The sequence below is a fragment of the Streptomyces sp. NPDC093261 genome (assembly GCF_044753645.1).
GTDB lineage: Bacteria > Actinomycetota > Actinomycetes > Streptomycetales > Streptomycetaceae > Streptomyces.
The window spans coordinates 41,566-68,371 of the sequence record NZ_JBIVNO010000029.1 but is presented as its reverse complement, the minus strand read 5'-3'; the positions used below and the strand labels follow the sequence as shown (position 1 = coordinate 68,371).

Annotated in this window: 25 protein-coding genes; 14 read left to right on the top strand and 11 right to left on the bottom strand. The window is 70.9% G+C overall.

The features are described 5' to 3' along the window. Window positions 1-28: 28 nt before the first annotated feature. Window positions 29-568, bottom strand: a complete 540-nt coding sequence (locus ACIP94_RS35950; RefSeq protein WP_402435514.1) for a PadR family transcriptional regulator — start codon at window positions 566-568, stop codon at window positions 29-31. Between the two features lie 121 nt (window positions 569-689). On the opposite strand from ACIP94_RS35950, the gene ACIP94_RS35945 reads away from it, so the two are divergent. After that, entirely contained in the window at window positions 690-1,448 is a 759-nt protein-coding gene (locus ACIP94_RS35945) for an alpha/beta fold hydrolase (protein WP_402435511.1), read from the top strand. A 3-nt stretch (window positions 1,449-1,451) separates the two neighbouring features. On the opposite strand, the gene ACIP94_RS35940 is transcribed toward ACIP94_RS35945, so the two are convergent. After that, window positions 1,452-2,051, bottom strand: a complete 600-nt coding sequence (locus tag ACIP94_RS35940) for a class I SAM-dependent methyltransferase (RefSeq protein WP_402435509.1) — start codon at window positions 2,049-2,051, stop codon at window positions 1,452-1,454. 152 nt (window positions 2,052-2,203) lie between these two features. Between ACIP94_RS35940 and ACIP94_RS35935 the strand changes: the two genes are divergently transcribed. From ACIP94_RS35935 to ACIP94_RS35915, 5 genes are all read left to right on the top strand, one after another. Then, window positions 2,204-2,977: an MHYT domain-containing protein gene (locus ACIP94_RS35935; protein ID WP_402435507.1), complete on the top strand. Its 774-nt coding sequence runs from the start codon at window positions 2,204-2,206 to the stop codon at window positions 2,975-2,977. A gap of 65 nt (window positions 2,978-3,042) precedes the next feature. After that, on the top strand, window positions 3,043-5,547 hold the full coding sequence (locus ACIP94_RS35930) for a nitrate- and nitrite sensing domain-containing protein (RefSeq protein ID WP_402435504.1): 2,505 nt from the start codon (window positions 3,043-3,045) through the stop codon (window positions 5,545-5,547). After that, window positions 5,544-5,981, top strand: a complete 438-nt coding sequence (locus tag ACIP94_RS35925; protein WP_402435502.1) for a roadblock/LC7 domain-containing protein — start codon at window positions 5,544-5,546, stop codon at window positions 5,979-5,981. The genes ACIP94_RS35930 and ACIP94_RS35925 overlap by 4 nt, the downstream gene beginning before the upstream one ends. Window positions 5,982-6,000: 19 nt before the next feature. After that, a complete protein-coding gene (locus tag ACIP94_RS35920) occupies window positions 6,001-6,414 on the top strand; it encodes a DUF742 domain-containing protein (RefSeq protein ID WP_402435499.1) in 414 nt (137 codons plus the stop codon). A 196-nt stretch (window positions 6,415-6,610) separates the two neighbouring features. Then, window positions 6,611-7,216, top strand: coding sequence for a GTP-binding protein (locus ACIP94_RS35915; RefSeq protein WP_402435496.1), 606 nt, complete (start codon window positions 6,611-6,613; stop codon window positions 7,214-7,216). Between the two features lie 5 nt (window positions 7,217-7,221). Here ACIP94_RS35915 and ACIP94_RS35910 read toward each other — a convergent pair whose 3' ends face one another. Then, on the bottom strand, window positions 7,222-7,650 hold the full coding sequence (locus ACIP94_RS35910; RefSeq protein WP_402435493.1) for a PPOX class F420-dependent oxidoreductase: 429 nt from the start codon (window positions 7,648-7,650) through the stop codon (window positions 7,222-7,224). Between the two features lie 94 nt (window positions 7,651-7,744). On the opposite strand from ACIP94_RS35910, the gene ACIP94_RS35905 reads away from it, so the two are divergent. Next, the gene (locus ACIP94_RS35905; protein WP_402435490.1) at window positions 7,745-8,158 is read left to right on the top strand and encodes a roadblock/LC7 domain-containing protein; all 414 of its coding nucleotides are present in this window, start codon (window positions 7,745-7,747) and stop codon (window positions 8,156-8,158) included. Between the two features lie 213 nt (window positions 8,159-8,371). Continuing rightward, complete coding sequence (locus tag ACIP94_RS35900) at window positions 8,372-9,361, top strand: DUF6397 family protein (protein WP_402435487.1); 990 nt, start codon at window positions 8,372-8,374, stop codon at window positions 9,359-9,361. Between the two features lie 43 nt (window positions 9,362-9,404). Here the strand turns inward: ACIP94_RS35900 and ACIP94_RS35895 are convergent, their stop codons facing one another. Both ACIP94_RS35895 and ACIP94_RS35890 read right to left on the bottom strand, forming a co-directional pair. Continuing rightward, window positions 9,405-10,277, bottom strand: a complete 873-nt coding sequence (locus tag ACIP94_RS35895; protein ID WP_402435483.1) for an acyl-CoA thioesterase — start codon at window positions 10,275-10,277, stop codon at window positions 9,405-9,407. Between the two features lie 19 nt (window positions 10,278-10,296). Next, window positions 10,297-12,810 (bottom strand): DEAD/DEAH box helicase, encoded by a 2,514-nt coding sequence (locus ACIP94_RS35890; RefSeq protein ID WP_402435480.1) that lies wholly within the window; start codon window positions 12,808-12,810, stop codon window positions 10,297-10,299. Between the two features lie 145 nt (window positions 12,811-12,955). Here ACIP94_RS35890 and ACIP94_RS35885 point away from each other — a divergent pair, with 145 nt between their 5' ends. Further along, the gene (locus tag ACIP94_RS35885; protein ID WP_402435478.1) at window positions 12,956-13,750 is read left to right on the top strand and encodes a metal-dependent hydrolase; all 795 of its coding nucleotides are present in this window, start codon (window positions 12,956-12,958) and stop codon (window positions 13,748-13,750) included. A 285-nt stretch (window positions 13,751-14,035) separates the two neighbouring features. On the opposite strand, the gene ACIP94_RS35880 is transcribed toward ACIP94_RS35885, so the two are convergent. The 4 genes from ACIP94_RS35880 to ACIP94_RS35865 form a co-directional block, all read right to left on the bottom strand. Next, the gene (locus tag ACIP94_RS35880; protein ID WP_402435474.1) at window positions 14,036-14,311 is read right to left on the bottom strand and encodes a type B 50S ribosomal protein L31; all 276 of its coding nucleotides are present in this window, start codon (window positions 14,309-14,311) and stop codon (window positions 14,036-14,038) included. Between the two features lie 34 nt (window positions 14,312-14,345). Then, window positions 14,346-14,816: a DUF5709 domain-containing protein gene (locus tag ACIP94_RS35875; protein ID WP_402435471.1), complete on the bottom strand. Its 471-nt coding sequence runs from the start codon at window positions 14,814-14,816 to the stop codon at window positions 14,346-14,348. Between the two features lie 264 nt (window positions 14,817-15,080). Continuing rightward, complete coding sequence (locus tag ACIP94_RS35870; protein ID WP_402435468.1) at window positions 15,081-16,862, bottom strand: ABC transporter ATP-binding protein; 1,782 nt, start codon at window positions 16,860-16,862, stop codon at window positions 15,081-15,083. Beyond that, window positions 16,859-18,685: an ABC transporter transmembrane domain-containing protein gene (locus ACIP94_RS35865; RefSeq protein ID WP_402435465.1), complete on the bottom strand. Its 1,827-nt coding sequence runs from the start codon at window positions 18,683-18,685 to the stop codon at window positions 16,859-16,861. Before ACIP94_RS35865 ends, ACIP94_RS35870 begins: the two co-directional genes overlap by 4 nt. Before the next feature lie 570 nt (window positions 18,686-19,255). Between ACIP94_RS35865 and ACIP94_RS35860 the strand changes: the two genes are divergently transcribed. Together ACIP94_RS35860 and ACIP94_RS35855 are read left to right on the top strand one after the other, a co-directional pair. Beyond that, the gene (locus tag ACIP94_RS35860) at window positions 19,256-19,930 is read left to right on the top strand and encodes a hypothetical protein (protein ID WP_402435462.1); all 675 of its coding nucleotides are present in this window, start codon (window positions 19,256-19,258) and stop codon (window positions 19,928-19,930) included. Window positions 19,931-20,017: 87 nt separating this feature from the next. Beyond that, window positions 20,018-21,616, top strand: a complete 1,599-nt coding sequence (locus ACIP94_RS35855) for a peptide-N4-asparagine amidase (RefSeq protein WP_402435459.1) — start codon at window positions 20,018-20,020, stop codon at window positions 21,614-21,616. Window positions 21,617-21,661: 45 nt separating this feature from the next. On the opposite strand, the gene ACIP94_RS35850 is transcribed toward ACIP94_RS35855, so the two are convergent. Then, window positions 21,662-22,132 (bottom strand): MarR family winged helix-turn-helix transcriptional regulator, encoded by a 471-nt coding sequence (locus ACIP94_RS35850; RefSeq protein ID WP_402435456.1) that lies wholly within the window; start codon window positions 22,130-22,132, stop codon window positions 21,662-21,664. A 165-nt stretch (window positions 22,133-22,297) separates the two neighbouring features. On the opposite strand from ACIP94_RS35850, the gene ACIP94_RS35845 reads away from it, so the two are divergent. Then, window positions 22,298-24,100, top strand: a complete 1,803-nt coding sequence (locus ACIP94_RS35845) for an ABC transporter ATP-binding protein (RefSeq protein WP_402435453.1) — start codon at window positions 22,298-22,300, stop codon at window positions 24,098-24,100. A 43-nt stretch (window positions 24,101-24,143) separates the two neighbouring features. Then, the gene (gene mltG / locus ACIP94_RS35840) at window positions 24,144-24,971 is read left to right on the top strand and encodes an endolytic transglycosylase MltG (RefSeq protein ID WP_402435450.1); all 828 of its coding nucleotides are present in this window, start codon (window positions 24,144-24,146) and stop codon (window positions 24,969-24,971) included. A 76-nt stretch (window positions 24,972-25,047) separates the two neighbouring features. On the opposite strand, the gene ACIP94_RS35835 is transcribed toward mltG, so the two are convergent. Next, entirely contained in the window at window positions 25,048-26,154 is a 1,107-nt protein-coding gene (locus ACIP94_RS35835; RefSeq protein ID WP_402435447.1) for an NAD(P)-binding domain-containing protein, read from the bottom strand. Window positions 26,155-26,341: 187 nt separating this feature from the next. Between ACIP94_RS35835 and ACIP94_RS35830 the strand changes: the two genes are divergently transcribed. Beyond that, a complete protein-coding gene (locus ACIP94_RS35830) occupies window positions 26,342-26,764 on the top strand; it encodes a secondary thiamine-phosphate synthase enzyme YjbQ (RefSeq protein WP_402435444.1) in 423 nt (140 codons plus the stop codon). Window positions 26,765-26,806 lie beyond the last annotated feature (42 nt).

Genomic DNA, 26,806 nt, shown 5'->3' with positions numbered 1-26,806 from the left:
CGACTCGAACCGCGCCGCTTCCGCCGCGTCAACCGGACGCACCGCTCCCCTCGAGCGACTCGAGTGTCGTGCCCAGCCAGGCCAGCTCGGCCCGGCTCGTGGCCCGCGCGATCGTGAGGATGCCGCGTCTGAAGGGATCGTCCAGCTCCTCGGCGCGCAACGGCCGGTCGCCCTCGTAGAAGAAGCTCGAGGGTTCCTCCAGGAAGGCGAGCCGGCGGCGCAGGACGGCGGCTTGAGCCGCCGGGTCCTCCAAGTGCCTGAGGAAGGCGAGCACCGTGAACCATCGGTTCTCGTCGCTGATGTCGCGCTGCGCGGGTTCCGCGAGCCGGTGGCGCAGCTCCTGCCTGCCGTCGTCGGTGAGCGTCAGGACGTGACGCGGAGCGGCCACGGAGCCCGGCTCCGTCGTCCGCGCCAGCAGCCCGGACTTCTCCAGGCGCTTGATCGCGGGATAGAGCGTGCTCTCGGCGACGGGACGGACGTGTCCCGTCAGCGCGGTGATGCGTTTGCGCAGCTCATAGCCGTGTAGCGGGGCATCGTACAGAAATCCGAGGATGGCGAGTTCCAGCATGCCCGTATTCTGCCGCGGCCCCGTAATACCTCCAGCGCGTGATGCATCCATCGTGTGATACCTCGGTTACGATGTATCCTGCCGGGCGGATGGGATCGAGACAAGCGCAGAGGAGAGACCGATGCAGCAGGCGGAGTTCGACGGCAAGGGGAGCCTGATCCGCTGGACCGAGACGCCCGGAACGCTGCCCGCGCGCGTCTACGTGCACGGACTGGGCGCGGCCTCGACGGTGTACCACGCGCACATAGCGGCACGGCCCGAACTCGCCGGACGCAGGACCCTCTTCGTCGACCTTCCGGGACATGGGATCAGCGACCGCCCCGCGGACTTCGCGTACACCCTCGAGGACCACGCCGACGCGCTGGCCGCCGCACTGGACCAGGCGCAGGTCGCCGGGGCGGAACTCGTCGCGCACAGCATGGGCGGTTCCGTCGCCATCGTGCTCGCCCACCGTCGGCCCGATCTCGTATCACGGCTGGTGCTCATCGAGGCCAACCTCGATCCGAACCCGCCGCTCGGGGCCGGGAGCAGCGGTATCTCCCGGTACACGGAGGACGAGTACGTCGCAGCCGGCGGCCACGCGCGCGTGCTCCGCGAGATCGGCCCCACCTGGGCGGCGACCATGCGTCTCTCCGACCCGCGCGCCCTGCACCGCACGGCAGTGAACCTCGTGCGCGGCACCAACCCCACCATGCGGCGACTGCTGGAGAAGCTGACGGTGGACCGGGTGTACCTCCAGGGCGAGCTGAGCGGCGAACTCGACGGCAGGGAAGGCCTGGAGGCCGCGGGTGTCCACGTGGTGACCGTCCCCGGCGCCGGGCACAACGTCATGTTCGACCACCCCGACGCTCTGGTCGCCGAGGTCGCGGGGATCCGCTGAGGCTCAGCCCTCGCGGACGGCCAGGGCGAGGAAGCGGGCGTCCTCGTCGACGTACGACGTCATGCGCCAGCAGGAACCCTCCAGCAGCGGACGGAGGTTGGGCTCGGCACGCAGATCGTCGGCGGTGAGCTGCCGGCCCTGGTGGGCCGCGAGGGCCGCCCGGCCGATCGGATGGAAGAGCGCCAGCAGGCCGCCGGGCCGCACCACGCGGGCCAACTCCCTCAGATTCCGGGCCGGCGCGGGGAGATGAGCGATCAAGCCCGCCGCGAAGACCGCGTCGAGGGACTCCGTGCGCAACGGCAGCGCGGCCACGTCGGCGAGCAGCAGCCGTCCGTCGCGGTCCCGTCCGGCCCGTACGGCGGCCTCCAGCATCGCCGGGGTGAGATCGGCCGCCAGGACCACTCCCGACGGCCCTACGGCCGCGCGCAGCGGCGGCAGGGCCCGCCCCGTGCCGCAGCCGGCGTCGAGCACGCGGTCACCCTCGTGCAGCCCGAGAGCGGCGACCGCCGCCGCGTAGGCCGGGCCGTCATCGGGGAAGCGCCTGTCCCAGTCGGCTGCCCGCGCGGTGAAGAACTCCTGGACGTGTGTGTGGTCGTCGCTCATGTTCCGCATCATTCCTCACCTCCGTCAGGGATACTTCTGCGCACAGGTACGGGCGTGTGGCGATCGTTCCAGGGGCTGCCCGGATCAGATTGCACCACTTTTCGAAATGCGCCCCCGGTGCGCTCCCTCGTCAGGACTACCGTCCCCGGGCCATGGGACATCTGGACCACGCCACATTCGGTTGGCTGACCCCCGTGTTGTCTTACGTCATGGCGTGCATAGGCGCTGCCCTCGGGCTGCGCTGCACCGTCCGGGCGCTCGGCGCCACCGGCAGGTCGCGCCGCAACTGGCTCCTGACCGCTGCCTCGGCGATCGGCACCGGCATCTGGACCATGCACTTCGTGGCCATGCTCGGCTTCGGCGTCAGCGGCACAGAGATCCGCTACGACGTGCCGTTGACCATCCTGAGTCTGCTCGTCGCCATCGTGGTCGTCGGCGCAGGCATCTTCGCCGTCGGCTACAGCCGGGACCGGATCCGGGCGCTCCTGCTCGGCGGCCTCACCACCGGCCTGGGCGTGGCGAGCATGCACTACCTGGGCATGGCCGCGCTGCGGCTGCACGGGACGGTGCGCTACGACCCCGCGCTCGTCGCGGCCTCCGTCGTGATCGCGGTGGTCACCGCGACCGCGGCCTTGTGGGCGGGCCTCAACGTCAGGTCTCCCGTCGCGGTCGCCGTCGCCTCGCTCGTCATGGGGGCGGCGGTCAGCTCCATGCACTACACCGGGATGTTCGCGGTGAGCGTTCGGGTCTCGCCGTCCGTGCAGGCCCTACCCGGGGCCACGGCCATGCAGTTCATCTTCCCCCTCGCCGTCGTCCTCGGGGCCTATCTCTTTCTGACCTCGGCGTTCGTCGCCCTGTCGCCGACCGCGGGCGAGCGTGAGGCCTCCGCTTCGGCCCAGCGACCGGCCGAGAGCGCCGCCCGGTGACATCGGGCCGCCCGGTGACATCGGGCCCCCGACGGCACGTCCCGCCCCACCCGATCGAGGAGGCCATGCGTACACCCCGTAGGACCCCCACGGCCGCCGCCGACACGTCGGCCCCGCCACCGGCCCGGGGCCGGCGCGCACACGCCGGACCGCCTGCCGACGAGCGCGTGGACACCGACGAGGCCGATGGCCCCGAGGCGTCCGCCCCACCGCTCCGCCCGCGGCGGTGGGGTGTGCGCCCCCGCACCGTCCGGGCCAAGATCGTCTGTCTGCTGATGGTGCCCGTGATCTCCCTGCTCGCCCTCTGGGCGTATGCCACCGTCAGCACCGCCCAGGACGTCGCCCGGCTGCGCCGGTTGCAAGAGGTGGACTCCACCGTGCGCGCCCCGCTCGCGGACGCGGTCGCCGCCCTTCAGAGCGAACGCGTGGCCGCGGTGCGCTACGCGACCGACCCCGCGGCCGAACAGGAGAACGACCTCAAGGCCCGGGCGGTACGGACCGACCGGGCCGTGGCCAGGTTGCGGCTCGGCGACCACAACACCGTCGCCGACGGCACCGACCTCCCCTCCGGAGTGCCCGATCGCCTCGAGACCTTCGTCACCGAAGCGGAACGCCTGGGTTCCCTGCGCAGCGATGTACTCGCCCACCGGGTCGGCTGGGACGAGACATACGGGCAGTACACCGGCACCATCACCACGGCCTTCTCGGTGAGCGGCGCGCTCACCGGTGTCCAGGACGCCGGTCTCGGCTCCGACGCGCGCGTACTGCTCGAGTTCTCCCGCGCGGCGGAATCGCTTTCCCAGGAGGACGCGGTGCTCTCCAGCGCCCGTCTCGCGGCCACCCTGGACGGCGAACGCCTGCGGCTGTTCACCGGCGCCGCCGACACACGCCGCACCCTGACCGCCTCCGCCGTCGCCGACCTGCGCGGCGGCGAACGGACCGCCTGGCACCGGCTCGCGCAGAGCGGCGCGTATGCCGAGGTCGGCGCCGCCGAGGACAGGGTCCTGGCAGCCCGGCCCGGCAGGGCGGCCGTCGAGGCCGCTCCCGAAGGCGTCTGGAACCCGGCCCACGCGCGCGTGCAGGACGGCATGAGAACCATCGAAGCGGACGCGGGGCGGGGCGTGGCGCGCCGGGCCGACCCGTTCACCCGCGGACTGCTCACCCCGGCCGGCGGCGCCGTGCTGCTGGGGCTCGTCGCCGTGACCGCGTCGCTCGTCATCTCCGTACGCATCGGACGCGGACTCGTCGTCGAACTGGTCAGCCTGCGCAACGGCGCCCTGGAGATCGCCCGGCGCAAACTCCCGCAGGCCATGCGGAAGCTGCGCGCGGGCGAGGAGATCGACGTGGACGCCGAGGCGCCGCTGGGTCCCCCCGCCGAGGACGAGATCGGACAGGTCGCCGAGGCCCTGGGAACCGTGCACCGCGCTGCCCTGCACGCCGCCGCCGAACGCGCGGAACTCGCCAGCGGCATCTCCGGGGTCTTCGTCAACCTCGCCCGACGCAGCCAGGTCCTGGTGCACCGCCAGCTCCACCTTCTCGACAGCATGGAGCGCCGCTCCGAGGACCCGGGCGAATTGAGCGACCTGTTCCGGCTCGACCACCTGACCACGCGCATGCGCCGGCATGCCGAGAGCCTCATCATCCTGTCCGGAGCCGCGCCGGGCCGGGCCTGGCGGATGCCCGTCTCGCTGACCAACGTCGTCCGCGCGGCCCTCTCCGAAGTCGAGGACTACGCGCGCGTGGAGGGACGGCAACTCTCCGAGGTCTCGGTGGTCGGCGCCGCGGTCGCCGACCTCACCCACCTCCTCGCCGAGATCATCGAGAACGCCGCCCAGTTCTCGCCGCCCCACACGCGGGTGCGCGTCAGCGGAGAGGCGGTGGGCAACGGATACGCCATCGAGGTCGAGGACCGGGGACTCGGCATGGGCGAGGAGACACTCGCCGAGGCCAACCGGCGCATCGAGCAGTCCGAGGCCCTCGATCTGTTCGACAGCGACCGGCTGGGCCTCTTCGTCGTCAGCAGGCTCGCCTCCCGGCATGACATCAAGGTGCATCTGCGGAACTCGCCCTACGGCGGCACGACCGCCGTCGTCCTCCTGCCGACGACCCTCCTGCACGGCGACACGACGGAAGGCTCCCCTCGTCACCTCGACACCGAACGGCACGAGGAAAGCCGGTACGCGCGCGTGGCCGCGAGCCCGGTACCCGAGGAGCCCGTCGAGCAGACCGCGGAACGGCCCGTGCCGGTACGGGCCACGACAGAGGCGCCGGCCGGCACCCCGCCCGCGGTGGCCACCCTGCGGTTGCACCGGGCCGCGGACGACTCCGCTGTCTCCGAGGACCTCCCGCGCCGCGTACGGCAGGCCAGCCTCGCCCCTCAACTGCGCGGGCAACGCCCATCGGAGCGGACCACCGGCGATGCCGACGTACCACGCGATGACGAACGCTCCCCCGAACTGGTACGGGACCGCATGACCGCCTACCGCGACGGATGGGTACGTGGCGGTGGCCGTTCCCCCGGTCGCACGGCAGGCCCCCTGGGTGACAGCAGCGAAGGAGACCCCGCATGATCCACGACCCTGGTACGAGGTCCCCCCAGCGGTCGGGCGAACTCGACTGGCTTCTGGACGACCTGGTGCTGCGCGCGGCCGAGGTACGGCATGCCGTGGTGCTCTCGAACGACGGCCTGGCGGTCGGCGCCTCCCGTGGCCTCAGCCGTGAGGACGCGGAGCACCTGGCCGCTGTCGCGTCCGGATTCCACAGCCTGGCCAAGGGCGCGGGACGCCACTTCGGCGTCGGCGGAGTGCGCCAGACCATGGTGGAGATGGACGAGGGCTTCCTCTTCGTGGCGGCCGCGGGTGACGGCTCCTGTCTCGCCGTTCTGACCGCCGCCACGGCGGATATCGGCCTGGTGGCCTACGAGATGGCCCGGCTGGTCAAACGAGTCGGTGAGCACCTCCGCACACCGCCCCGGATGGCCGAGCATCCGCCGGCCGCCGGATGAGGACCGAAGGTGGTCGGGGATGACCGAGGACACAACAGGTACCCGGCAGCGGCCGGGCACCCAGTGGTACGACCACGAGGCGGGGCCGCTCGTCCGTCCCTATGCAATGACGGGCGGCCGGACCAGGTCGGGACCCACCGGGGTGCCCTTCGACCTCATCGCTCTCGTCTCGCTGGAGACCGGCGCTCCCGACCCCGATGGCGACACCTCACTGGGCCCCGAGCACCGCGCTCTGCTCGATGGGTGCCGCATCGAGACACAGTCCGTCGCCGAACTCGCCGCGGACACGGACCTGCCCGTGGGCGTCGTCAGGGTGCTCGTCGGGGATCTCCTGGAACGGGGCTTTGTCAGGGTCAGCCGTCCCGTGCCGCCGGCCCAACTGCCCGATGAGCGCATTCTGCGTGAGGTCATCGCGGGCTTGAGGGCGCTGTAGACGATGAGCTGTCCTCGTAGGAGTCGGGTAGAGGCGCCGAGTTGTGCACCCCTTCGGACATCGCATGGACGAGAACCGATCGGATCGGTCAAATGCCTGCTTACCCCCTCGAAGGCCGACCGCAGTTGTCATGATGCTGAACCCGCACGGATGTACTGAAGTCGACCGTTGTCGGCATTCCCGAGAGAAGTGATCGATGGTCTCCGAGCTCCCCGACGCCCCCGAGGCCGAGACGGCCGACCTGGCGTTGAAGATCCTGGTCGCCGGCGGATTCGGCGTGGGCAAGACCACCCTGGTGGGGGCGGTCAGTGAGATCCGGCCGTTGCGCACCGAGGAGTTGCTGAGCGAAGCCGGACAGTCCGTGGACGATACCGATGGCGTCGACCAGAAGGTCACCACGACGGTCGCCATGGACTTCGGACGCATCACCATCCGGCCCGGGCTCTCGCTCTATCTCTTCGGCACACCGGGCCAGGACCGCTTCTGGTTCCTGTGGGACGAGCTCTCCCAGGGCGCCCTCGGGGCCGTCGTCCTCGCGGACACCCGGCGGCTCGAGGACTGCTTCCCCGCGGTCGACTACTTCGAGCACCGGCGCATCCCGTTCGTCGTCGCCGTCAACTGCTTCGCGGGAGCCCGCGCCTACGGCGCCCACGACGTGTCACGCGCCCTCGACCTCGACCGGGGTACGCCCGTGGTGCTCTGCGACGCGCGGGACCGTGACTCCGGGAAGGAGGTGCTGATCCGCCTCGTCGAGTACGCCGGGCGGATGCATACCGCCCGGCTGCTCGACTCCGTGAGCTGACGGCGCTATTCGGCGACGGCCGTGTACGCCAGCACCTTCTCGACCCGCACCCGGACCAGGAGTTCCCCCGGAACACCGTTGCGAGCGCCGAACTCCTCAGCCCGCTCCTCGCCCATGTACCGGGCGCCGAGCCGGGTCGCCCAGTACCGCACCTCGTCGAGGTTCTCCGACAACTCGGCCCGTCCCTGCAGCAGGACGAAGTCGTACGGGGGACGGTCGTCGTCCACGCAGAGGGCGACCCGCCCGTCACGGAGGAGATTCCGCCCCTTCACCGTCTCCTTTCCGGTGTTGAAGACCACGTTCTCGCCGTCCAGCAGGAACCAGATCGGTGCCACATGTGGACTGCCGTCGGCCCGGACGGTGGACAGTTTCCCCGTGCGGGTGCCGTGGGAGACGAATGCCCGCCACTGTTCGTCGGTCATCTTCTGTGCCATGTGTCCATCCTGCTTGCCGCGAGGGCGGCTGTGGTGAAGGCTGGCTGACCGGATCCTCCGGCGAGGGGGAGCGACCTCACGGGGAGAGAGGACCATGGCTCAGAACACCGGACTCGGCTGGCTTCTGGACGATCTGACCGAGCGCGTAGAGCACATACGGCATGCGCTGGTGCTGTCCAACGACGGACTGGTGGCCGGCACGAGCACCGGGCTGCGGCGTGAGGACGCCGAGCATCTTGCCGCGGTGTCGTCCGGGCTGCACAGCCTGGCCAAGGGCTCGGGCCGCCACTTCGGAGCGGGCCAGGTCCGCCAGACCATGATCGAGTTCGATGACGCGATCCTGTTCGTGACGGCGGCCGGTCCCGGCAGCTGTCTGTGCGTGCTCAGCGCCGCCGAGGCCGACATCGGGCAGATCGCGTACGAGATGACGCTGCTCGTGAACCAGGTGGGGGAGCACCTGTCCGTGGACGAGCGGCAGCGGGACCACACGCCGACCGTGGACCTCTGACCGCGAGGCGGACACCACCCCGGACCTTGGGCGGCCGACACCCGCGAACCAAGACCATGTGGCATGTGACCTGCGGAAACGAGCTGCGGGCGGAGTTATCCACAGGCAATCTCCCGGATCTGGCGATCGGGCTACGGTTTTTTCCGAAAGCGGATGCACTTTCCGAAGCGGATGCACACAGTGTCCGCGAGGGCATCCACGGGGGAGACCGCCATGTCCGGACACACGATGACATCCACTCGCGCCGAAGCTGTAGGCACCTTCACAGGCCGCGCCTCCCGCCGTTCATCGCTGGCGTTGAGCCGCGCGGCACAGGAACTGGACCTCAAGCGAGGCGAGTTCGACCTTGCCGTCCGGCTCGGGCGTGTACGGACCATTCTGGACGAGGGAGGAGGGGGCCGCCGCGTCACATACGCGGAGATCGACCGCGTGCGTGCGGAGCAGGGATTCCCCGAGGCGCTGCGGGAACGGGTCGAGACCGTGGGCACCAGGGACGGCGCGGCCCTGTTGGGAGTGACCCCGGGCCGGTTCACCCGGCTCGCCCGCCTGGGCCTGGTGGTCCCGGTGAACTGGTATGTGAACCGCTACCGGGCCGTAGTCTGGCTGTATCTCGCCGAGGAGCTACGCCAGTTCGCCTCCGCGCCGGAGAACGCCCGGCTGCTGACCGGCCGGACGCCGGAGGGGCTGCGCGGTCAGTTGGAGGCGGGAGTGGATCTGCGGCCCCGCAACTGGCGCGGACGGCACTTCGGCTTCGAGCTGCGCCAGGCGGAGGACCCCTGGGCGAAGGCCGCTGTCGTGGCATCCCTGCTGGATCCGGTCCAGACGGCGGAGATCGTCCGTGATCCGTACGAGCGCGGCCATCTGGACCGCCTCCGGCCCGCCCGGCGCGGGCAGCCGGCGCCTGATTCGCCCGCGGCTCCGATCGCGGCACGGATCATGACGGCGCAGGATTCCGACGAGATCGACTGGCTCCGGGCCGAGCTGGCACAGGCGTTGATCGAGGCCCGCCGGCACCGGCCCGCTCCGAGGCCGACGCCGGGGCCGCCGGACGCTCAGCTCACCGTTCCTGCCCGCTCGCCGGCGCCCTGTGGTGAGGCCGTGGGTGTGCCCGGCAGCGCTCCACTCGATCAGGCCTCGGCCATGCGGCCGGAACCGACGCGGCCGCGTGGCATGCTCGGGTGGATTCGTCGCAGAGACACCTGACCGTAGGCCGCGGTCGGCCGGGCGCCGGGGAACGCCCCGGACGTCACTGCTCGAGTCTGCGGAACAGTCCTTCCTGGACGACCGAGACGAGCAGGCGCCCATGGAGGTCGTAGATGCGGCCCCGGGCCAGGCCACGGCCACCCACCGCGATCGGGGACTCCTGGTCGTACAGGAACCACTCGTCCGCGCGGAACGGCCGATGGAACCACATGGCGTGGTCCAGCGACGCCATGTCGAAGCCACGCGGCCCCCACAGGGGTTCGATCGGGATACGGACGGCGTCCAGGAGTGTCATGTCGCTCGCGTACGTGAGCGCGCAGGTGTGCACCAGCGGGTCGTCCCCCAGCGGACCCACGGCGCGCATCCAGACGGCGCTGCGCGGCTCGGCTTCCTTGATGTCCTCGGCGCGCCAGCGCAGCCGGTCCACATAGCGGATGTCGAAGGGCTGGCGCCGGGCCATCCGCTCCAGCGTCTCGGGCAGTGCGCCCAGATGCTCCTTCAGCTCCTGCGCCACCGTCGGCAGCGACTCCGGATCCGGGACCTCGCGGGCCGGCGGCAACTGGTGCTCGAAGCTCCCCTCTTCAGGCTTGTGGAAGGAGGCGGTCAGATTGAAGATCGTGCGGCCCCGCTGCACGGCGGTGACCCGGCGGGTTGTGAAGGACCTCCCGTCACGGACCCGTTCGACCTGGTACACGATGGGCATGCCCGGGATGCCGGGGCGCAGAAAGTACGCGTGCAGGGAGTGCACCGGCCGCTCGCCGTCCGTCGTGCGGCCGGCCGCGACCAGCGCCTGGCCGGCCACCTGGCCGCCGAAGACCCGTTGCAGGGACTCCTGGGGGCTGCGACCGCGGAAGATGTTGACCTCGATCTGCTCGAGGTCGAGCAGGTCGACGAGCCTCTCGGCTGGGTTCGTCATGAGTGGGTTTCTCCTGTGCTCACAGCTGGCCGACGTCGGTGACGCGGACGACGGCGCGGCCCTCGGCGTCGGAAGCCGCAAGGTCGATCTCCGCGCTGATTCCCCAGTCGTGATCGCCGTTGGGGTCGGCGAAGATCTGGCGGACCCGCCACAGCCCGTTCCCCGGCTCCTCCTCGATCAGCAGCAGCTTCGGGCCGCGGGCATCGGGGCCGGTGCCGAGTTCGTCGTACTCGTCCCAGTACTTGTCCATGGCAGCGCCCCAGGCCTCGGCATCCCAGCCGGCCTCGGCGTCCATCTCGCCGAGGTCGTCGATCCGGTCGAGGGCGGCGAGCTCCACACGGCGGAACATCGCGTTGCGTACCAGGACGCGGAAGGCGCGGGCGTTCGCGGTGACCGGCTTGACCTGGTCGGCCTTCTCCTGGGCCTCCTCGGCCGTCATTTCCTCCGGGTTGGCCAGCTGCTCCCACTCGTCCAGCAGGCTGGAGTCGACCTGGCGCACCATCTCGCCCAGCCAGGCGATCAGGTCCTCCAGGTCGTCCGATTTCAGGTCGTCCGGGACGGTGTGATCGAGGGCCTTGTAGGCGCTGGCCAGATAGCGCAGCACGATGCCCTCGGTGCGGGCGAGCTCGTAGAAGGAGACGAACTCCGTGAAGGACAGTGCCCGTTCGTACATGTCGCGGATGACCGACTTCGGCGACAGCGGATGGTCACCGACCCACGGGTGGCTCTTGCGGTACGTGTTGTACGCGTGGAAGAGCAGCTCCTCCAGCGGCTTGGGGTACGTCACGTCCTGGAGCCGTTCCATGCGCTCCTCGTACTCGACGCCGTCCGCCTTCATCGCGGCGACGGCCTCGCCGCGCGCCCTGTTCTGCTGGGCCGCCAGGATCTGCCGCGGGTCGTCCAGGGTGGACTCGACGACGGAGACCATGTCGAGAGCGTAGGACGGGGACTCCGGGTCGAGGAGTTCGAACGCGGCCAGGGCGAAGGTCGACAGCGGCTGGTTGAGCGCGAAGTCCTGCTGAAGGTCGACCGTGAGGCGCACGATACGGCCGGTGGCGTCGGGCTTGTCGAGCTTCTCGACGATTCCGCCGTCCAGCAGCGAGCGGTAGATCGCGATCGCCCGCCGGATATGCCGCAGCTGCTGCTTGCGCGGCTCGTGGTTGTCCTCCAGCAGATGGCGCATCGCCTGGAAGGCGTTGCCCGGCCGGGCGATCACGGAGAGCAGCATCGTGTGGGTGACCCGGAAGCGGGATGTGAGCGGCTCCGGTTCGGAGGCGATCAGCTTCTCGAAGGTGTTCTCCGTCCACCCGACGAAGCCCTCCGGTGCCTTCTTGCGCACCACCTTGCGGCGCTTCTTCGGGTCGTCGCCGGCCTTGGCGAGCGCCTTCTCGTTCTCGATGACGTGCTCCGGCGCCTGGGCGACGACGAGCCCGGCCGTGTCGAAGCCCGCGCGCCCGGCGCGGCCCGCGATCTGGTGGAACTCACGGGCGCGCAGGGTACGTACGCGGTTCCCGTCGTACTTGGTCAAAGCGGTGAACAGCACCGTCCTGATGGGGACGTTGACGCCGACCCCCAGGGTGTCCGTGCCGCAGATGACCTTCAGCAGACCGGCCTGGGCGAGTTTCTCCACCAGGCGGCGGTACTTGGGCAGCATGCCGGCGTGGTGGACGCCGATGCCGTGCCGCACGTAACGGGAGAGGTTGCGGCCGAACTTGGTGGTGAAGCGGAAGTTGCCGATCAGCTCGGCGATCTCGTCCTTCTCCTCGCGCGAGCACATGTTGATGCTCATCAGCGCCTGGGCTCGCTCCACGGCCTGCGCCTGGGTGAAGTGGACGATGTAGACCGGGGCCTGCCGGGTCTGGAGGAGTTCGGTGAGGGTATCGGTGAGCGGGGTGAGCCGGTACTCGTACGAGAGCGGCACCGGACGGGTCGCCGAGCGGACCACCGCCGTCGGCCGGCCGGTACGGCGGGTGAGGTCCTTCTCGAACATCGAGACGTCGCCGAGCGTCGCCGACATCAGGACGAACTGCGCCTGGGGCAGTTCGAGGATGGGAATCTGCCAGGCCCAGCCGCGGTCGCCCTCCGCGTAGAAGTGGAACTCATCCATCACGACCTGGCCGACGTCGGCCTGCCTGCCGTCGCGCAGCGCGATGGACGCCAGGACCTCGGCTGTGCAACAGATCACAGGAGCGTCGGCATTGACGGAGGCGTCACCGGTCAGCATGCCGACGTTCTCGGTGCCGAAGAGCTTGCACAGCTCGAAGAACTTCTCCGAGACGAGCGCCTTGATCGGCGCGGTGTAGAAGGTGACCTCGTCCCGGGCGAGCGCCGCGAAATGAGCGCCCGCGGCGATCATGCTCTTGCCGGACCCGGTGGGGGTCGACACGATCACGTTCGCCCCCGAGACCACCTCGATCAGCGCCTCCTCCTGGTGCGGATAGAGGGTGAGGCCGCGCTCCCCGGCCCACGACTCGAAGGCTTCGTAGAGGGCGTCGGGGTCTGCGGTCTGCGGGAGCTGATCGATGAGGGTCACGCCCCCATCTTGCCTGGCCTTCCACCCGAGGGGGGAATCGGATGTCCTCGCCAAGATCACGAACGCTACGCTGTGGCGCCGATGACGCGTCAGCGCACGGGGACAACCGGACAGCGCTGCAAGAGAAATGGGGCGGGAAGCGGCCATGATGGGACCAGCACACTCACTGTCGGGGGCCGCGGCCTGGCTCGGGGTGGGGGCGGCCGCCGCAGCAGCGGGTCACCCCATGCCCTGGCCGGTCCTCCTCGTCGGCGCGCTGATCTGCGCGGGTGCCGCGCTCGCTCCGGATCTGGACCACAAGGCGGCCACCATCTCGCGGTCCTTCGGACCCGTCTCCCGCTGGCTGTGCGAGATCGTCGACAAGCTGTCGTACGCCGTGTACAAGTCGACCAGGAAGCCCGGGGACGCGCGCCGGTCCGGCGGCCACCGCACACTGACCCACACCTGGCTGTGGGCGGTGCTCATCGGCGCGGGCACCTCGGTCGCGGCCATCACCGGCGGCCGGTGGGCGGTGCTGGCCATCCTCTTCGTGCACATGGTGCTGGCCATCGAGGGACTGCTGTGGCGGGCGGCGCGTGGTTCGAGCAGCGATGTGCTGGTGTGGCTGCTGGCCGCGACGAGTGCCTGGATTCTCGCGGGCATACTCGACCAGCCCGGCAAGGGGTCGGACTGGCTCTTCACCGCGCCGGGCCAGCAGTACCTGTGGCTCGGCCTGCCCATCATCCTGGGTGCCCTGGTACACGACATCGGGGACGCGCTGACGGTCTCCGGCTGCCCGATCCTCTGGCCGATACCGGTGGGCCGCAAGCGCTGGTACCCGGTGGGCCCGCCGAAGGTGATGCGGTTCCGGGCGGGCAGCTGGGTCGAGCTGAAGGTCCTGACGCCGGTGTTCATGCTGCTCGGCGGGGTGGGCTGCGCGGCCGCGCTCAACCTCATCTGAGACCGGTCTCGGCACGCCGGGCTGCCGACCCCGGCATGGGGCCTGCCGGTCCCGGCGCGGTGGCCTGGCGGTCACGACCCGGTGCGACGGACTGCCGGTCCCCGGCGCGCCGCCCGCCTGTCCCGGAGCGCGGCCTGCCGGCCACGGTGCGGCGGGCCGGCCGTTCCGGTACCCATACAAGCCGGTCCGCCCCTGCGGCTCGGCGCTCCTGCTCGGACCTCCGGCTGGTGAGGGAGAGGACCGAATCACGGGCGCAGCGGCGGCCGGGCCGGTGCGTCGGCCGGCTCAGGCCGTTCCGTCCCTGTCGGCCGTCCCTTCCGCGGTGCCGTACCGCCGCTCGAACCGGGCGACGCGCCCCTCCGAGTCCACTGTCCGCGCCCTGCCCGTGTAGAAGGGGTGGCTCTCGGAGGAGATCTCGACGTCCACGACCGGGTAGGTCTCGCCGTCGTCCCACTCGATGGTCTGGTCACTGGTCGCGGTGGACCGGGTGAGGAAGGCGTAGCCGGCGGACCGGTCTCGGAAGACGACGGGGTGGTAGTCGGGCTGCTTGTCCTGCTGCATGGCTGCTCCTGGTGTGGGGCGGGCACCGGCGGGATCAGCCGGACAGGAAGTCCTCGTCGACTATGTGTACGGCCGCCTCCTCCGCCGAGGCCGCGGCGCCGTCGATGCCGACATCCGTGGCGACCAGTCCGCTCTCCTCGTCCTCGTGCGCCCCTTCGTCGGGGGCGACGAGCCGGCCGGAGCGGGGACCGCCGACCTCGTTGTCCAGGGGCTCGCCCTCACCGTCGGCCCAGTCGCCGATGTCGTCGCCGTCCGGGATCACGATGTCGGGGACTTCCTCGGCGAGGCGCTGGTCCAGTGTCTCGCCGTCGTGTCCCTCGGCCGCGGTCACGCCGACGTGGTCCACCGCCCACGGCCGCTCCGGCGGTGACCAGCCACGTTCGAGGGGGTTGTTCACCCCGTCGTTCTCCAGTGTGTCCTCGGCGTCGAGAAGCCCCGCGTCGTCCTGCACCTCGGATCCGTCGGGCTGGTAGACCTCGTCTCCCCAACCGTCGGTGCTGTCCACGGGATACCTCCAAGTGCTGGGACGGACCGGGCACCGCCGCATGGCGGCGCCGGACACGAGGGACTGCCGGGCGCGGGCCGCGCTGCGCGGAACCGGACGGTTCGGACGCGCTCCCCTCGCCGCTTCCGAGATCCAGCCTTCCACCCCCCTTCGCCTGCGCGCAACGGCAGGGGTGACACGGAGGCCTGGGGCGTGGGAGGCGGCCCGGGTCCCGCTCGGCGGCCCCGGGACCCCGGCCGCCTCACACGGTGGGCTGGGGCGGTATCAGCCGTGCCATGACCGCCACAGGGCCGCGTACGCTCCATCCGCGGCGACCAGGTCGTCATGGCTGCCCAGCTCACTGATCCGCCCGTCCTCGACGACGGCGATCACGTCGGCGTCATGGGCCGTGTGCAGCCTGTGCGCGATCGCGACGACCGTGCGTCCGTCCAGGACGCGTGCCAGGGAGCGCTCCAGGTGGCGGGCCGCCCGGGGATCCAGAAGGGAGGTCGCCTCGTCCAGGACCAGGGTGTGCGGGTCGGCGAGCACCAGGCGGGCCAGCGCGATCTGTTGCGCCTGCGCCGGAGTGAGGGCCAGACCGCCGGAGCCCACCTCGGTGTCCAGACCGTCGTCCAGGGCGCGTGCCCAGCCGTGCGCGTCCACCGCGCCCAGCGCGGCCCACAGCTCGGCGTCGACGGCGTCCGTGCGCGCCAGCAGCAGGTTGTCGCGCAGGGAGCCCACGAAGACGTGGTGCTCCTGGTTGACGAGGGCCACGTGCGAGCGCACCCGTTCCGCCGGCATCCGGGAGAGTTCGGCCCCGCCGAGGGTGATCCGGCCGTCCCGGGGCGCGTAGATCCCGGCGAGCAGCCGGCCGAGGGTGGACTTGCCCGCGCCGGAGGGGCCGACGAGGGCGAGCCGGGTGCCGGGCGCGACCTCCAGGGAGACGCGATGCAGCACGTCGACTCCCGGAAGGTAGCCGAAGCGCACCTTGTCGGCCTCGACGTCGTGCCCGTCGGGGGTGACGGAAGCGTCGCCCGCCTGGGGCTCGATGTCGCGCACACCGACCAGCCGGGCCAGCGACACCTGGGCGACCTGCAACTCGTCGTACCAGCGAAGGATGAGTCCGACCGGGTCGACGAGCATCTGCGCGATGAGGGCGCCCGTCGTCAGCTGGCCGATGCCGATCCAGCCCTGCAGGACGAACGCCCCGCCGATCATCAGGACCGAGGACAGGACCGTGATATGCGTGATGTTGATGACGGGGAAGAGCACCGTCCGCAGCCACAGGGTGTACCGCTCCCAGGCCGTCCATTCCTTGATCCGCCGGTTCGACAGGTCGATGCGCCGGGCGCCGAGCCGGTGGGCCTCCACGGTGCGCCCGGCGTCCACGGTCTCGGCGAGGACGGCGGCCACGGCGGCGTACCCGGCGGCCTCGGAGCGGTAGGCCGAGGGAGCCCGCCGGAAGTACCAGCGGCAGCCGATCACCAGCAGGGGCACGGCGACGAGCACGGCCGGGGCGAGTGGGGGAGCCGTGACGGTCAGGCCGCCGAGCAGCAGCGTCGCCCAGACGACGCCGATGGCCAGCTGCGGCACGGCCTCGCGCATGGCGTTGGCCAGCCGGTCGATGTCGGTGGTGATCCGGGACAGCAGATCGCCGGTGCCGGCCCGTTCCAGGACTCCCGGCGGCAGTCCCACCGCCCGTACGAGGAAGTCCTCCCGCAGATCGGCGAGCATCCGCTCGCCGAGAACGGCGCCGTGCAGCCGTACCAGCCGTACGAACACGGCCTGGATCACGAGGGCGAGGACGAAGAGCGCGGCGGTGCGCTGCAGGTGGAGGTCCCGCGCGCCGTCCGACAGGCGTTCCACAAGGCCGCCGAGCAGATAAGGGCCGGCCATCGACGCGATGACGGAGACCGTGTTGACGGCGATCAGAAGCAGGAAGGCCCGGCGGTGCCGGCTGAACAGTTCGGCCACGTAGGCGCGCACGGTCGCGGGGGCGCCGACGGGCAGCGTGGTCGCCGCCGTCGGGGCCGCCGGGTCGTACGCCGGTGGCGTCACGCCGATCATGCGCTCTCCTCGATCCCTTCCAGCGTGTCCATTTCATCCATGTCGTTCAGTTCTTCCAGCTCGGCGAGCGCGTCGCCGTGTGCGGCGGTCTCGGCGTCGATCTCCCGGGTCACCACCGCGCGGTACCGCGGCTCGCTCTGCACGAGGTCCCGGTGCGGACCGACCGCCGCGACCTCGCCCTCGTGCACCAGCACGACCCGGTCCGCGTGGTCCAGGAGCAGCGGCGACGAGGTGAACACGACCGTCGTACGGCCCGCCCGCAGCCTGCGGACGCCCTCGGCGATCCGCGCCTCGGTGTGTGAGTCGACGGCCGACGTCGGCTCGTCCAGGACGAGCACCGGCGGGTCGGTGATCAGTGACCGGGCCAGCGCGAGTCGCTGGCGCTGGCCGCCGGACAGCGACCGGCCGCGCTCCGTGATCCGCGCATCCATCGGGTCCTCCGTGGCCGGTGACCCCTGGATGAGCGCGTCCAGGACATCAGCGCACTGCGCGGCGGCGAGCGCCTCCCGGGCGCCGACCGCGCCCGAGGCCGGAACGTCGAGCAGTTCACGCAGAGAGCCCGACAGCAGCACCGGGTCCTTGTCCTGGACGAGGACCGCGGTACGGGCCGAGTCGAGCGGCAGTTCGTCCAGTGGCACACCGCCCAGGAGTACCGAGACGCCCTGCTCCGTGGGGTGGCCGCCCAGCCGTTCGGCGAGTACGCCCGCCGCGTCCGGATCGCCGCAGACCACGGCGGTCAGCCGCCCCGCGGGCGCGAGCAGCCCGGTCCGCGGGTCGTACAGATCCCCGTCCGGAACCACGGCCTCGCGGGAGACGCCGGATTCCGTGGCCCGCTCCAGCGACAGCACCCGGGCCGCACGCCGGGCGGAGGGACGGGAGAAGGAGTACGCCATGGCGATCTCCTCGAAATGCCGCAGTGGGTAGGTGAGCAGCATGACGGCGCTGTACACGGTGACCAGCTCACCGACGGCGATGCGGCCCTCGCGGGCCAGCTGCACACCGCGCCAGACGACCGCGATCATCAGCAGCCCCGGCAGCAGCACCTGGATCGCCGAGATCAGCGACCACATCCTGGCGCTGCGCACGGCCGCGGTGCGGACCTCCTGGGAGGCCCTGCGGTAGCGCTCGAGGAACAGTTCCTCGCCGCCGATGCCCCTGAGCACCCTGAGGCCCGCGACGGTGTCCGAGGCCAGTTCGGTGGCACGGCCCGCCTTCTCCCGCTGGGTGTCGGCGCGCCGGGTGGCCCGCGGCAGCAGCGGCAGCACGGCGAGTGCCAGCACCGGGACGCCCACGGCCACGACGACACCGAGCGCGGGCTGGTACACGACGAGAGAGACGCAGACCGCCACGACGGTGAGTGCCGCCGCGCTGAAGCGGGAGACGGCCTCCACGAACCAGCCGATCTTCTCGACGTCGCCGGTGGACACGGCGACGACCTCACCGGCCGCCACGCGTCGGGTCAGGGCGGAGCCGAGCTGGGCCGTGCGGTGGGCCAGGAGTTGCTGGACGCGTGCGGCCGCGGTGATCCAGTTGGTGACCGCGGTGCGGTGCAGCATGGTGTCACCCAGCGCGACGCCCGCTCCGCACAGCAGGAGCAGTCCCCCGGTCAGGGTGAGCCGGGCGCCCGAGCGCTCGACGACCGCCTGGACCGCGAGACCGACGCAGAACGGCAGTCCGGAGACGGACAGGAAGTGCAGCAACCCCCAGGCGAGCGCTTTGAGCTGTCCACCCAGCTGGTTGCGGCCGAGCCACCACAGGAATCGGGCACCTGAGCGGGCGTCCGGCACACCCGGGTCGGGATACGGAAGGTCGTGAATCTGCATGGCGTCCCAGTGGCTCGTGTCAGGGAATGGACGGGGGCTGCGGTGCGATGTTCGGGCCGGTGAGTGTCCCCGATCATCCGCGTAGACCCGTAACAAGCTGTGAAAGGGTCGCGTCGGAGGGTGGGCGAAAGCAAACGGTTTTCCGGCCCGGACGGTGAGTTCCGGCCCCTCCGGCAGGCGGGTGAAAAGCGGAGACAGGAAAGCCATTATTCAGCAGATAATGTGACGATATGTCGCATGAGTACGGGTGAGGTAGGCGGTGCGGTGCGTACGCGAGCTGTGACGGCGGCCTGCGGCGTGCTGGTGATGTCCCTGTCGGCGTGCGGCGGTTGGGGTACGGAGGGCCACGGAGTGAAGGGGGGTGGCCCGGGCAACAGCGCCGGGCGACCCTCCACCCACACGACGGATCCCCGAAGTACCGGCGGAGGCGTGCCGTCGTCGGATCCGGGGGGTGCCGGGGGAGCGGTGCCGTCGCCGGATCCGGGGGCTGCCGGGGGAGCGGTGCCGTCGTCGGACGTGGGATTCCCCGGTGGAGCCCCGCCGTCGTCGCATGTGTCCGCAGGGGAAGTTGTGCCGTCGTCAGATGCGGGATTCCCAGGGGTAGCGTCGCCGGGCCCGGTGAATCCGAGGCTCTCGGCGACCTTCGCGCCCACGGCCGACCCAGAGCGCGTCCCGGGGGTAGGCGACCGGCTTCAGCGGTTCATCCCCGACGCGTCGCGCCAGGTTCTCGCGGTCTACGGGGACGATGAGGACTCGCCGGACTGCACGATCGTGCTCTACGAGAAGGGCGATGACGACGCCTGGAACGAGATCGGGCGGTGGCGGGGGCACAACGGCAGGAGGGGGTGGACGACGGTCCACCACGAGGATGATCTGCGCACGCCCATGGGTGTGTTCACGCTCAGCGACGCCGGAGGTGTTCTCGAGGATCCGGGCACCCGGCTCCCGTACGACCAGAGCGAGGCCTACGACGTGCCGAAGGGGTGGGGCGAGGCTCACCGGCACGACTTCGACTATGTCATCGCCATCGACTACAACCGGTTCAGGGGAACTCCGCCGAACGACCCGACCCGGCCCCAGGGTGACGGGAGGGGCGGCGGTATCTGGCTGCACGTGGACCACGGTGACGGCACGTCGGCCTGCGTCACCCTGCCCGAGTCCGGAATGGAGTACCTGCTGCGGACGCTCGACCCGGCCTGGTATCCCGTGGTGGTGATGGGGGACAGGGAGACCCTGAAGGTCTAGCCGGTCCGCCGGACGCCGGTGCACCGCCATCGGGTGGCCCGGAGTGCTCGTTGCGGACCGCGCCGACTCCCCGTAGAAACACGGGACATGAGAAGCCGGATTATCATGTCCATGCTTTCCGCATCGCTTCTGGCGGTGAGTCTCCTTCTGGGAGCGGGCCCCGCCTCGGCCGCCGCGGTCCCGCCCGCGGAGTTCGGCACCGACTGGCACGACCCGCTGACGGCGGCCCCGCCGGTCGCACGGCCGCACTCCCCGTCCTGTGAGGTCACCCTCGCCGAGACGCAGTTCCGGGACTTCACTCCCTATCGGGGCACGTACACCCCGCCGAGCGGTTGCGGCGACCGCTGGAGCAAGGTCGTGCTGCGCCTCGACGGCAAGGTCAAGGGACGGCAGTTCGACCGCCTCGGCTATCTGCACGTCGGCGGGGTCGAGATCCTCCGCACATCCACGCCGGAGCCGTCGCCGGACGGCATCGGGTGGTCCGTCGAGAAGGACGTCACCCGGTACAGCGAGACGTTCCGGCAGAGCCGCGACGTGGAGATGCTCATCGGCAACGTCGTCGACGACACCTATACGGGGGTCATCGACGTCAAGGTCACACTGACGTTCTACACGGGCAGGCCCGCGCACACCCCCGACCGTGTTGTCACCCTCCAGGACGGCACGCTGACCACACCCCGCAACAGCGAACGCATCGTCGCGGAGGTGTACGCCACCGGATCTGGCGGCGGCTGCGAGGAGTTCTGGTACCTCACGGTGCCCGACCCGGCGCCGTACTCCTGCAAGGCGGCGGGCGGCCCCTACCGCGAGGTGCGGATCACGGTCGACGGCCGGCTCGCCGGTATCGCGGCGCCGTTCCCGAACGTGTGGACCGGCGGCTGGTCCAACCCCTTCCTCTGGTACGTGATCCCGGGACCACGCGCCTTCGACGTCAAGCCGATCACCTATGACCTGACGCCGTTCGCCGGGGTCCTCGACGACGGCCGGCCGCACCGGGTCGAGGTCTCCGTCGTCGGTGTGCCCGCCGGGCGGACCGGCTGGAGCACCCCCGTGAACGTCCTGCTCTGGCAGGACGCGAAGAGCGATCACGTCACCGGCCGGCTGACCACCCATCAGGCGAGCGAGCCCGCCGGCTCCCCGGTGTACACCCCCGGCCCGGAGAACCGGCTGGACACCGAGGGCGGTCACCGGCTCACGGTCGCGGGGTACGTCGACACCTCCCACGGCCGGGTGACCACCACGGTCAGCCGGACGCTGGCCAGCACCTCCGTGCACCGCTGGACCGAGGACGAGGACCGGGACGGTCTCGACGCCACCTGGACGGACGACGAGACCGTGACCGTCCACGGAACCGGCCCGGTCCACACGACGCGCACCCAGCGCACGTACACGATGGACGGCACGACGACCATCGGCGCGGACGGACGGCTCCGTACCGTCCTGACGCTCGGTGACCGGGCCGCGCTCGTCGAGAGCCACGGAGGCGGGCGCGGCGCGTGGTCCCGGCTCGACGACACCTACACCGGCGACGCCGCCTACACGACCAATGTGCCGCGCGAACAGCGGCACGCGGTCGGCACGACGAGCGAGCGCTACCGGCTGTATGGCTCACGGGGCTGCTACGACCGGCGGCTGACGACGGTTCAGGGGGTGCTCACCGACAACCACGACGCCTGCCGAGGATAAGAAGGAGAGCGTCGGGTGCGGTGGCTGTCGGGAGCGGCGGCGCGGTCAGCAGCGATTCCCGGGTCCGGGGGCGAAGGGCGCGTCGCCGCCGTCGACCAGCGTGTCGAGCAGCCCTCCGAGTACTTCGCGCTGCTCGTCCGTCAGCGGGGCCAGGATCTCCTCCGCCGCGGCTCTGCGCGCGGCGCGCAGAGCCCGCAGCGCCTCGCGGCCCTGCTCCGTCACCTCGATCCGGATCACCCGCCGATTGCTGGGATCGGGCACCCGGCGCACCCTGCCGCTCGCCTCCAGGCCGTCGACCAGCGTGGTCACCGCCCGTGGCACCACTTCAAGACGTTCGGCCAGGTCCGCCATCCGGGGCGGCGAGCCGAAGTGGGCGAGCGTGCGCAGCAGCCGGGACTGGGCCGGAGTGATGCCCAGGTCGGACCGCTCCAGATGGCGCTTCTGGATGCGGTGCACACGGCGGGTGAGCCGCAGCAGTTGCTCGGCGAGCAGGCCCTCGGGGTCGGCGATGGTCATGTGGGAACAATATCAGGACCTCGTTCATTGTGAGTATAGGTAACAATGAGCTAAGATCCGTGAGATCCGTGAGATCCGTGATCGATCGTCCCGCATCGTGTCCTCGTGTGCCGATGCCCGCAGTGTCGTCGTGCTCCGGCCGCTGCCCGACCTCCGTAGGAGCCCATGCATCCCGAAAAACCCACCTGGACCCCGTCCCACGACGGCGCGTCCGACCAGCCGCGGCAGGTGCGCCGCATCCTCCGCCTCTTCAAGCCGTACAGTGGCCGGCTCGCCGTCGTGGGCCTGCTCGTCGGCGCAGCGTCACTGGTCTCCGTCGCCACACCGTTCCTGCTCAAGCAGACCCTGGACGTCGCGATTCCGCAGCGCCGGACCGGACTGCTGAGCCTGCTCGCCCTCGGCATGATCCTGAGCGCCGTCGTCACCAGCGTCTTCGGCGTGCTGCAGACCCTCATCTCCACGACGGTCGGCCAGCGCGTCATGCACGACCTGCGCACCGCCGTCTACGGCCGACTGCAGCGCATGTCGCTCGCCTTCTTCACCCGGACCCGCACGGGCGAGGTCCAGTCCCGCATCGCCAACGACATCGGCGGCATGCAGGCGACCGTCACCTCCACCGCCACCTCGCTGGTCTCCAACCTCACCAGCGTCGTCGCGACCGTCGTCGCGATGGTCGCCCTCGAGTGGCGGCTCACCGTCGTCTCGCTGCTCCTGCTGCCGCTGTTCGTCTGGATCAGCCGGCGCGTCGGCAACGAACGCAAGAAGATCGCCACGCAGCGCCAGAAGCAGATGGCCGCGATGGCCGCCACCGTCACCGAGTCGCTCTCCGTCAGCGGCATCCTGCTCGGCCGCACCATGGGTCGTGCCGACTCGCTCACCCGGTCCTTCGCGGGCGAGTCCGAGCGCCTGGTCGACCTCGAGGTGAAGTCGAACATGGCGGGCCGCTGGCGCATGGCCGTGATCACCATCGTCATGGCCGCCATGCCGGCCGTCATCTACTGGACGGCGGGCATGGCACTCCGGCTCGGCGGCCCGTCCATCTCGCTCGGCACGCTGGTGGCGTTCGTCTCGCTTCAGCAGGGCCTGTTCCGGCCGACCGTCAGCCTGCTGTCCACCGGTGTGCAGATCCAGACCTCGCTGGCGCTCTTCCAGCGCATCTTCGAGTACCTCGACCTGCCCATCGACATCACCGAGTCGGAGAACCCGGTCCATCTCGACCAGGTCAAGGGCGAGGTCCGCTTCGAGGGCGTCGAGTTCCACTACGACGACAACAGCGGTCCGATCCTCGAGGACATCGACATCACCGTCCCGGCGGGCTCCAGTCTCGCCGTCGTCGGACCCACCGGCTCCGGGAAGTCCACGCTCAGCTATCTGGTGCCGAGGCTGTACGACGTGACGGGCGGGCGGGTCACGCTCGACGGCGTCGACGTCCGGGACCTGGACTTCGACACACTCGCCCGCGCGGTCGGCGTCGTGTCCCAGGAGACCTATCTCTTCCATGCCTCGGTCGCCGACAACCTGCGCTTCGCGAAGCCCGGCGCGACCGACGAGGAGCTGTACGCGGCGGCGAAGGCCGCCCAGATCCACGACCACATCGCGGCACTGCCCGACGGGTACGACACGGTTGTCGGTGAGCGCGGACACCGCTTCTCGGGCGGCGAGAAGCAGCGGCTCGCCATCGCCCGCACCATCCTGCGGGATCCGCCCGTGCTCATTCTCGACGAGGCGACCAGCGCCCTCGACACCCGCACCGAGCACGCGGTCCAGGAGGCCATCGACGCGCTGTCCGCCGATCGGACCACGCTCACCATCGCCCATCGGCTGTCCACCATCCGGGGGGCCGACCAGATCGTGGTCCTCGACTCCGGGCGCACGGTCGAACGGGGCACGCACGAGGAGCTGTTGGAGCTCGACGGCCGGTATGCGGGGCTGGTCCGGAGGGACGCCCGACTGGAGCCGACCAGATGACGATATGCCAGGTTTTTCCCGTTGGGCGGGATACGGTGCGGCCATGCAGACGACCACGCCGCCCCGCAGCAAGACCGGACTGACGCGCCGGAGCCGGGCCGCCCTCGTCGGAACCGGAATCGCCGTGACGGCCACCGTCATGGCGGTCCCGCTGGTGACCACCCGGAGCGACGGAAAGGCCCCGCACGTGGGCCTGGTGATCCCGGAGGGCTGGCGCACGGGCCAGATCTACGCGGCCATCGACAAGGCTCTCGGAGTGCCGCCCGGTTCGGCCAGGAAGTCCCTGCCCAAGGCTCACCTCAAGCTGCCGCGGGACGCTCAGGGCAACCCCGAGGGGTACCTGTTCCCGGCCTCCTATCCCCTCCAGAAGGGAGCCTCCCCCGAGTCCGTGCTGCGGTACATGGTCGACACCGCGAACGAGAGGTTCGGCGGCGGCACGATCACCGCGGGCGCCCAGCGCCACGCCCTGACCGGCTACCAGGCCGTCACGATCGCCAGCATCGTGCAGGCCGAGGCGGCGGCCAAGGCCGACATGGCCAAGGTGGCCCGGGTGGTCTTCAACCGCCTGGAGCGAGGCATGCCGCTGCAGATGGACTCGACCCTCAACTACGCCCTGAAGCGTTCGACACTGCACACCAGCGTCAGAGACACGAAGATCGCGAGCCCCTACAACTCGTACCGGAGCGTGGGCCTGCCGCCGACGCCGATCTCCAACCCGGGCGAGGACGCGATGCGCGCCACGCTCAACCCGGCACCGGGCAACTGGCTGTACTTCGTCACGGTCAAGCCGGGCGACACACGGTTCACGGCGAGCTACGAGGAGCAGCAGCGGAACGTCGCCGAATTCAACCGGCTGCGCGCCGCGCGGTAGGAACAGGGCGCCACCTGCGGCGTCGGCGCGGACGTCCGGAAGGGGTCCCGCGGTGACGACCGCCGCTGTGGTTCCCTCAGGCCACGGCGGCCGGTTCTCCCGCCTCTTGCGCCGGTTCTCCCGCCAGCAGCCGCCGGATGCCCAGCACGGCCGCGCGTCCCGCCCGGTTGGCGCCGATCGTGCTGGCCGACGGCCCGTATCCGACCAGATGGATCCGTGGGTCGGCGACCGCGCGTGTGCCCTCGACCCGGATGCCGCCGCCCTGCTCGCGCAGCCGCAGCGGGGCGAGATGGTCGATCGCCGCCCGGAAGCCGGTCGCCCACAGGATCACATCCGCCTCCACGTGCCGCCCGTTCGCCCACTCCACGCCGTCCGGCACCATCCGGTCGAACATCGGCTGCCGGTCCAGGACCCCGTCCGCGATCGCCTGCCGGACCGCGTCATTGAGCGGCAGTCCGGTCACCGAGACCACACTGCGCGGCGGCAGCCCCTGCCGCACCCGCTCCTCCACGAGCGCGACGGCCGCCCGCCCCACCTCCTCCGTGAACGGACCCTCCCTGAAGACCGGGGGACGCCGGGTCACCCAGGTGGTCGCGGCGGCATACGGGGCGATCTCCATCAGATGCTGGGTACCGGACGCGCCACCACCGACGACGATGACACGCCGCCCGGCGAACTCCTCCGGGCCGGGGTACCGGGCCGTGTGCAACTGCCGTCCCCGGAAGGTCTCCTGGCCGGGGTAGCGCGGCCAGAAGGGCCGGTCCCAGGTCCCGGTCGCGTTGATCAGCGCCCGTGGGGCCCAGATCCCGGCCGACGTCTCGACGAGCAGTCGCCCGCCCGTTCCCTCGCGCACGGCCCGGACGTCGGCCGGCCGCCGCACACTCAGGTCGAAGGCGCGCTCATAGCGGTCGAAGTACTCGGTGACGACCTCGGACGACGGCCGCGCCGGATCCGCGTCCATCAGTTCCATGCCGGGCAGTGCGTGCATCCCGTGGACCTTGCCGAAGGTCAGCGAGGGCCATCGGAACTGCCAGGCGCCGCCCGGACCCGGAGCGTGGTCCAGCACCACGAAGTCGCGATCCGGCTCGAAACCGGTGCGCCGCAGGTGATAGGCGCTGGACAGTCCGGCCTGACCCGCGCCTATGACCACCACGTCGACGTCGTGCACCCCGATGTTGTTCACGTTTCCACAACCGCACCGGGGTCGGAGATCTTCCCGGGCCTCTCCCGCCTGGCCGAGCAGCGGCACACCCCCCGACGGGCGCTGCCGCCTCGCGTGCGAGTGCGTCCGGGGGCGCTGCCCGGCCCGGCGCACCACCGGACCGATGACCGGCCGGTGTGGATCCGGTGACATGGGTGAGGATGAAGACATGTCCGATGCCTTCAGCACCCGTGTCCTGAATGTGGCCTCCGGTTCCGGTGAGACGGTCGTCGATCTCACCCGGGAGTGCGAAAACTTCCTGCGCGAGACCGCGGCGGGCCGGGACGGCCTTCTGAATGTCTTCGTGCCGCACGCCACCGCCGGTGTGGCGATCATCGAAACCGGCTCCGGCAGCGACGAGGACCTCCTCGCCGCGCTCCATACGCTACTCCCGGCCGACGACCGCTGGCAGCACCGTCACGGCAGCCCCGGCCACGGCCGCGACCATGTAGTCCCGGCCTTCGTCCCGCCCCACGCGACCCTGCCGGTGGTCGGCGGCCGGCTCGAACTCGGAACCTGGCAGTCGGTGTGCCTGGTGGACACAAACAGGGATAATCCCAACCGTCAGGTGCGGCTGAGCTTCCTGGGCTGATGCCCGTGAGGGGAGCGTAGCGTCGAATTCCGGCCGTACCGA

Coding starts and splice junctions, on each gene's coding strand:
- ACIP94_RS35950 (WP_402435514.1), bottom strand. CDS start 568: ATGCTGGAACTCGCCATCCTCGGATTTCTGTACGATGCCCCGCTACAC.
- ACIP94_RS35945 (WP_402435511.1), top strand. CDS start 690: ATGCAGCAGGCGGAGTTCGACGGCAAGGGGAGCCTGATCCGCTGGACC.
- ACIP94_RS35940 (WP_402435509.1), bottom strand. CDS start 2,051: ATGAGCGACGACCACACACACGTCCAGGAGTTCTTCACCGCGCGGGCA.
- ACIP94_RS35935 (WP_402435507.1), top strand. CDS start 2,204: ATGGGACATCTGGACCACGCCACATTCGGTTGGCTGACCCCCGTGTTG.
- ACIP94_RS35930 (WP_402435504.1), top strand. CDS start 3,043: ATGCGTACACCCCGTAGGACCCCCACGGCCGCCGCCGACACGTCGGCC.
- ACIP94_RS35925 (WP_402435502.1), top strand. CDS start 5,544: ATGATCCACGACCCTGGTACGAGGTCCCCCCAGCGGTCGGGCGAACTC.
- ACIP94_RS35920 (WP_402435499.1), top strand. CDS start 6,001: ATGACCGAGGACACAACAGGTACCCGGCAGCGGCCGGGCACCCAGTGG.
- ACIP94_RS35915 (WP_402435496.1), top strand. CDS start 6,611: ATGGTCTCCGAGCTCCCCGACGCCCCCGAGGCCGAGACGGCCGACCTG.
- ACIP94_RS35910 (WP_402435493.1), bottom strand. CDS start 7,650: ATGGCACAGAAGATGACCGACGAACAGTGGCGGGCATTCGTCTCCCAC.
- ACIP94_RS35905 (WP_402435490.1), top strand. CDS start 7,745: ATGGCTCAGAACACCGGACTCGGCTGGCTTCTGGACGATCTGACCGAG.
- ACIP94_RS35900 (WP_402435487.1), top strand. CDS start 8,372: ATGTCCGGACACACGATGACATCCACTCGCGCCGAAGCTGTAGGCACC.
- ACIP94_RS35895 (WP_402435483.1), bottom strand. CDS start 10,277: ATGACGAACCCAGCCGAGAGGCTCGTCGACCTGCTCGACCTCGAGCAG.
- ACIP94_RS35885 (WP_402435478.1), top strand. CDS start 12,956: ATGATGGGACCAGCACACTCACTGTCGGGGGCCGCGGCCTGGCTCGGG.
- ACIP94_RS35880 (WP_402435474.1), bottom strand. CDS start 14,311: ATGCAGCAGGACAAGCAGCCCGACTACCACCCCGTCGTCTTCCGAGAC.
- ACIP94_RS35870 (WP_402435468.1), bottom strand. CDS start 16,862: ATGATCGGCGTGACGCCACCGGCGTACGACCCGGCGGCCCCGACGGCG.
- ACIP94_RS35865 (WP_402435465.1), bottom strand. CDS start 18,685: ATGCAGATTCACGACCTTCCGTATCCCGACCCGGGTGTGCCGGACGCC.
- ACIP94_RS35855 (WP_402435459.1), top strand. CDS start 20,018: ATGAGAAGCCGGATTATCATGTCCATGCTTTCCGCATCGCTTCTGGCG.
- ACIP94_RS35850 (WP_402435456.1), bottom strand. CDS start 22,132: ATGACCATCGCCGACCCCGAGGGCCTGCTCGCCGAGCAACTGCTGCGG.
- ACIP94_RS35845 (WP_402435453.1), top strand. CDS start 22,298: ATGCATCCCGAAAAACCCACCTGGACCCCGTCCCACGACGGCGCGTCC.
- mltG (WP_402435450.1), top strand. CDS start 24,144: ATGCAGACGACCACGCCGCCCCGCAGCAAGACCGGACTGACGCGCCGG.
- ACIP94_RS35830 (WP_402435444.1), top strand. CDS start 26,342: ATGTCCGATGCCTTCAGCACCCGTGTCCTGAATGTGGCCTCCGGTTCC.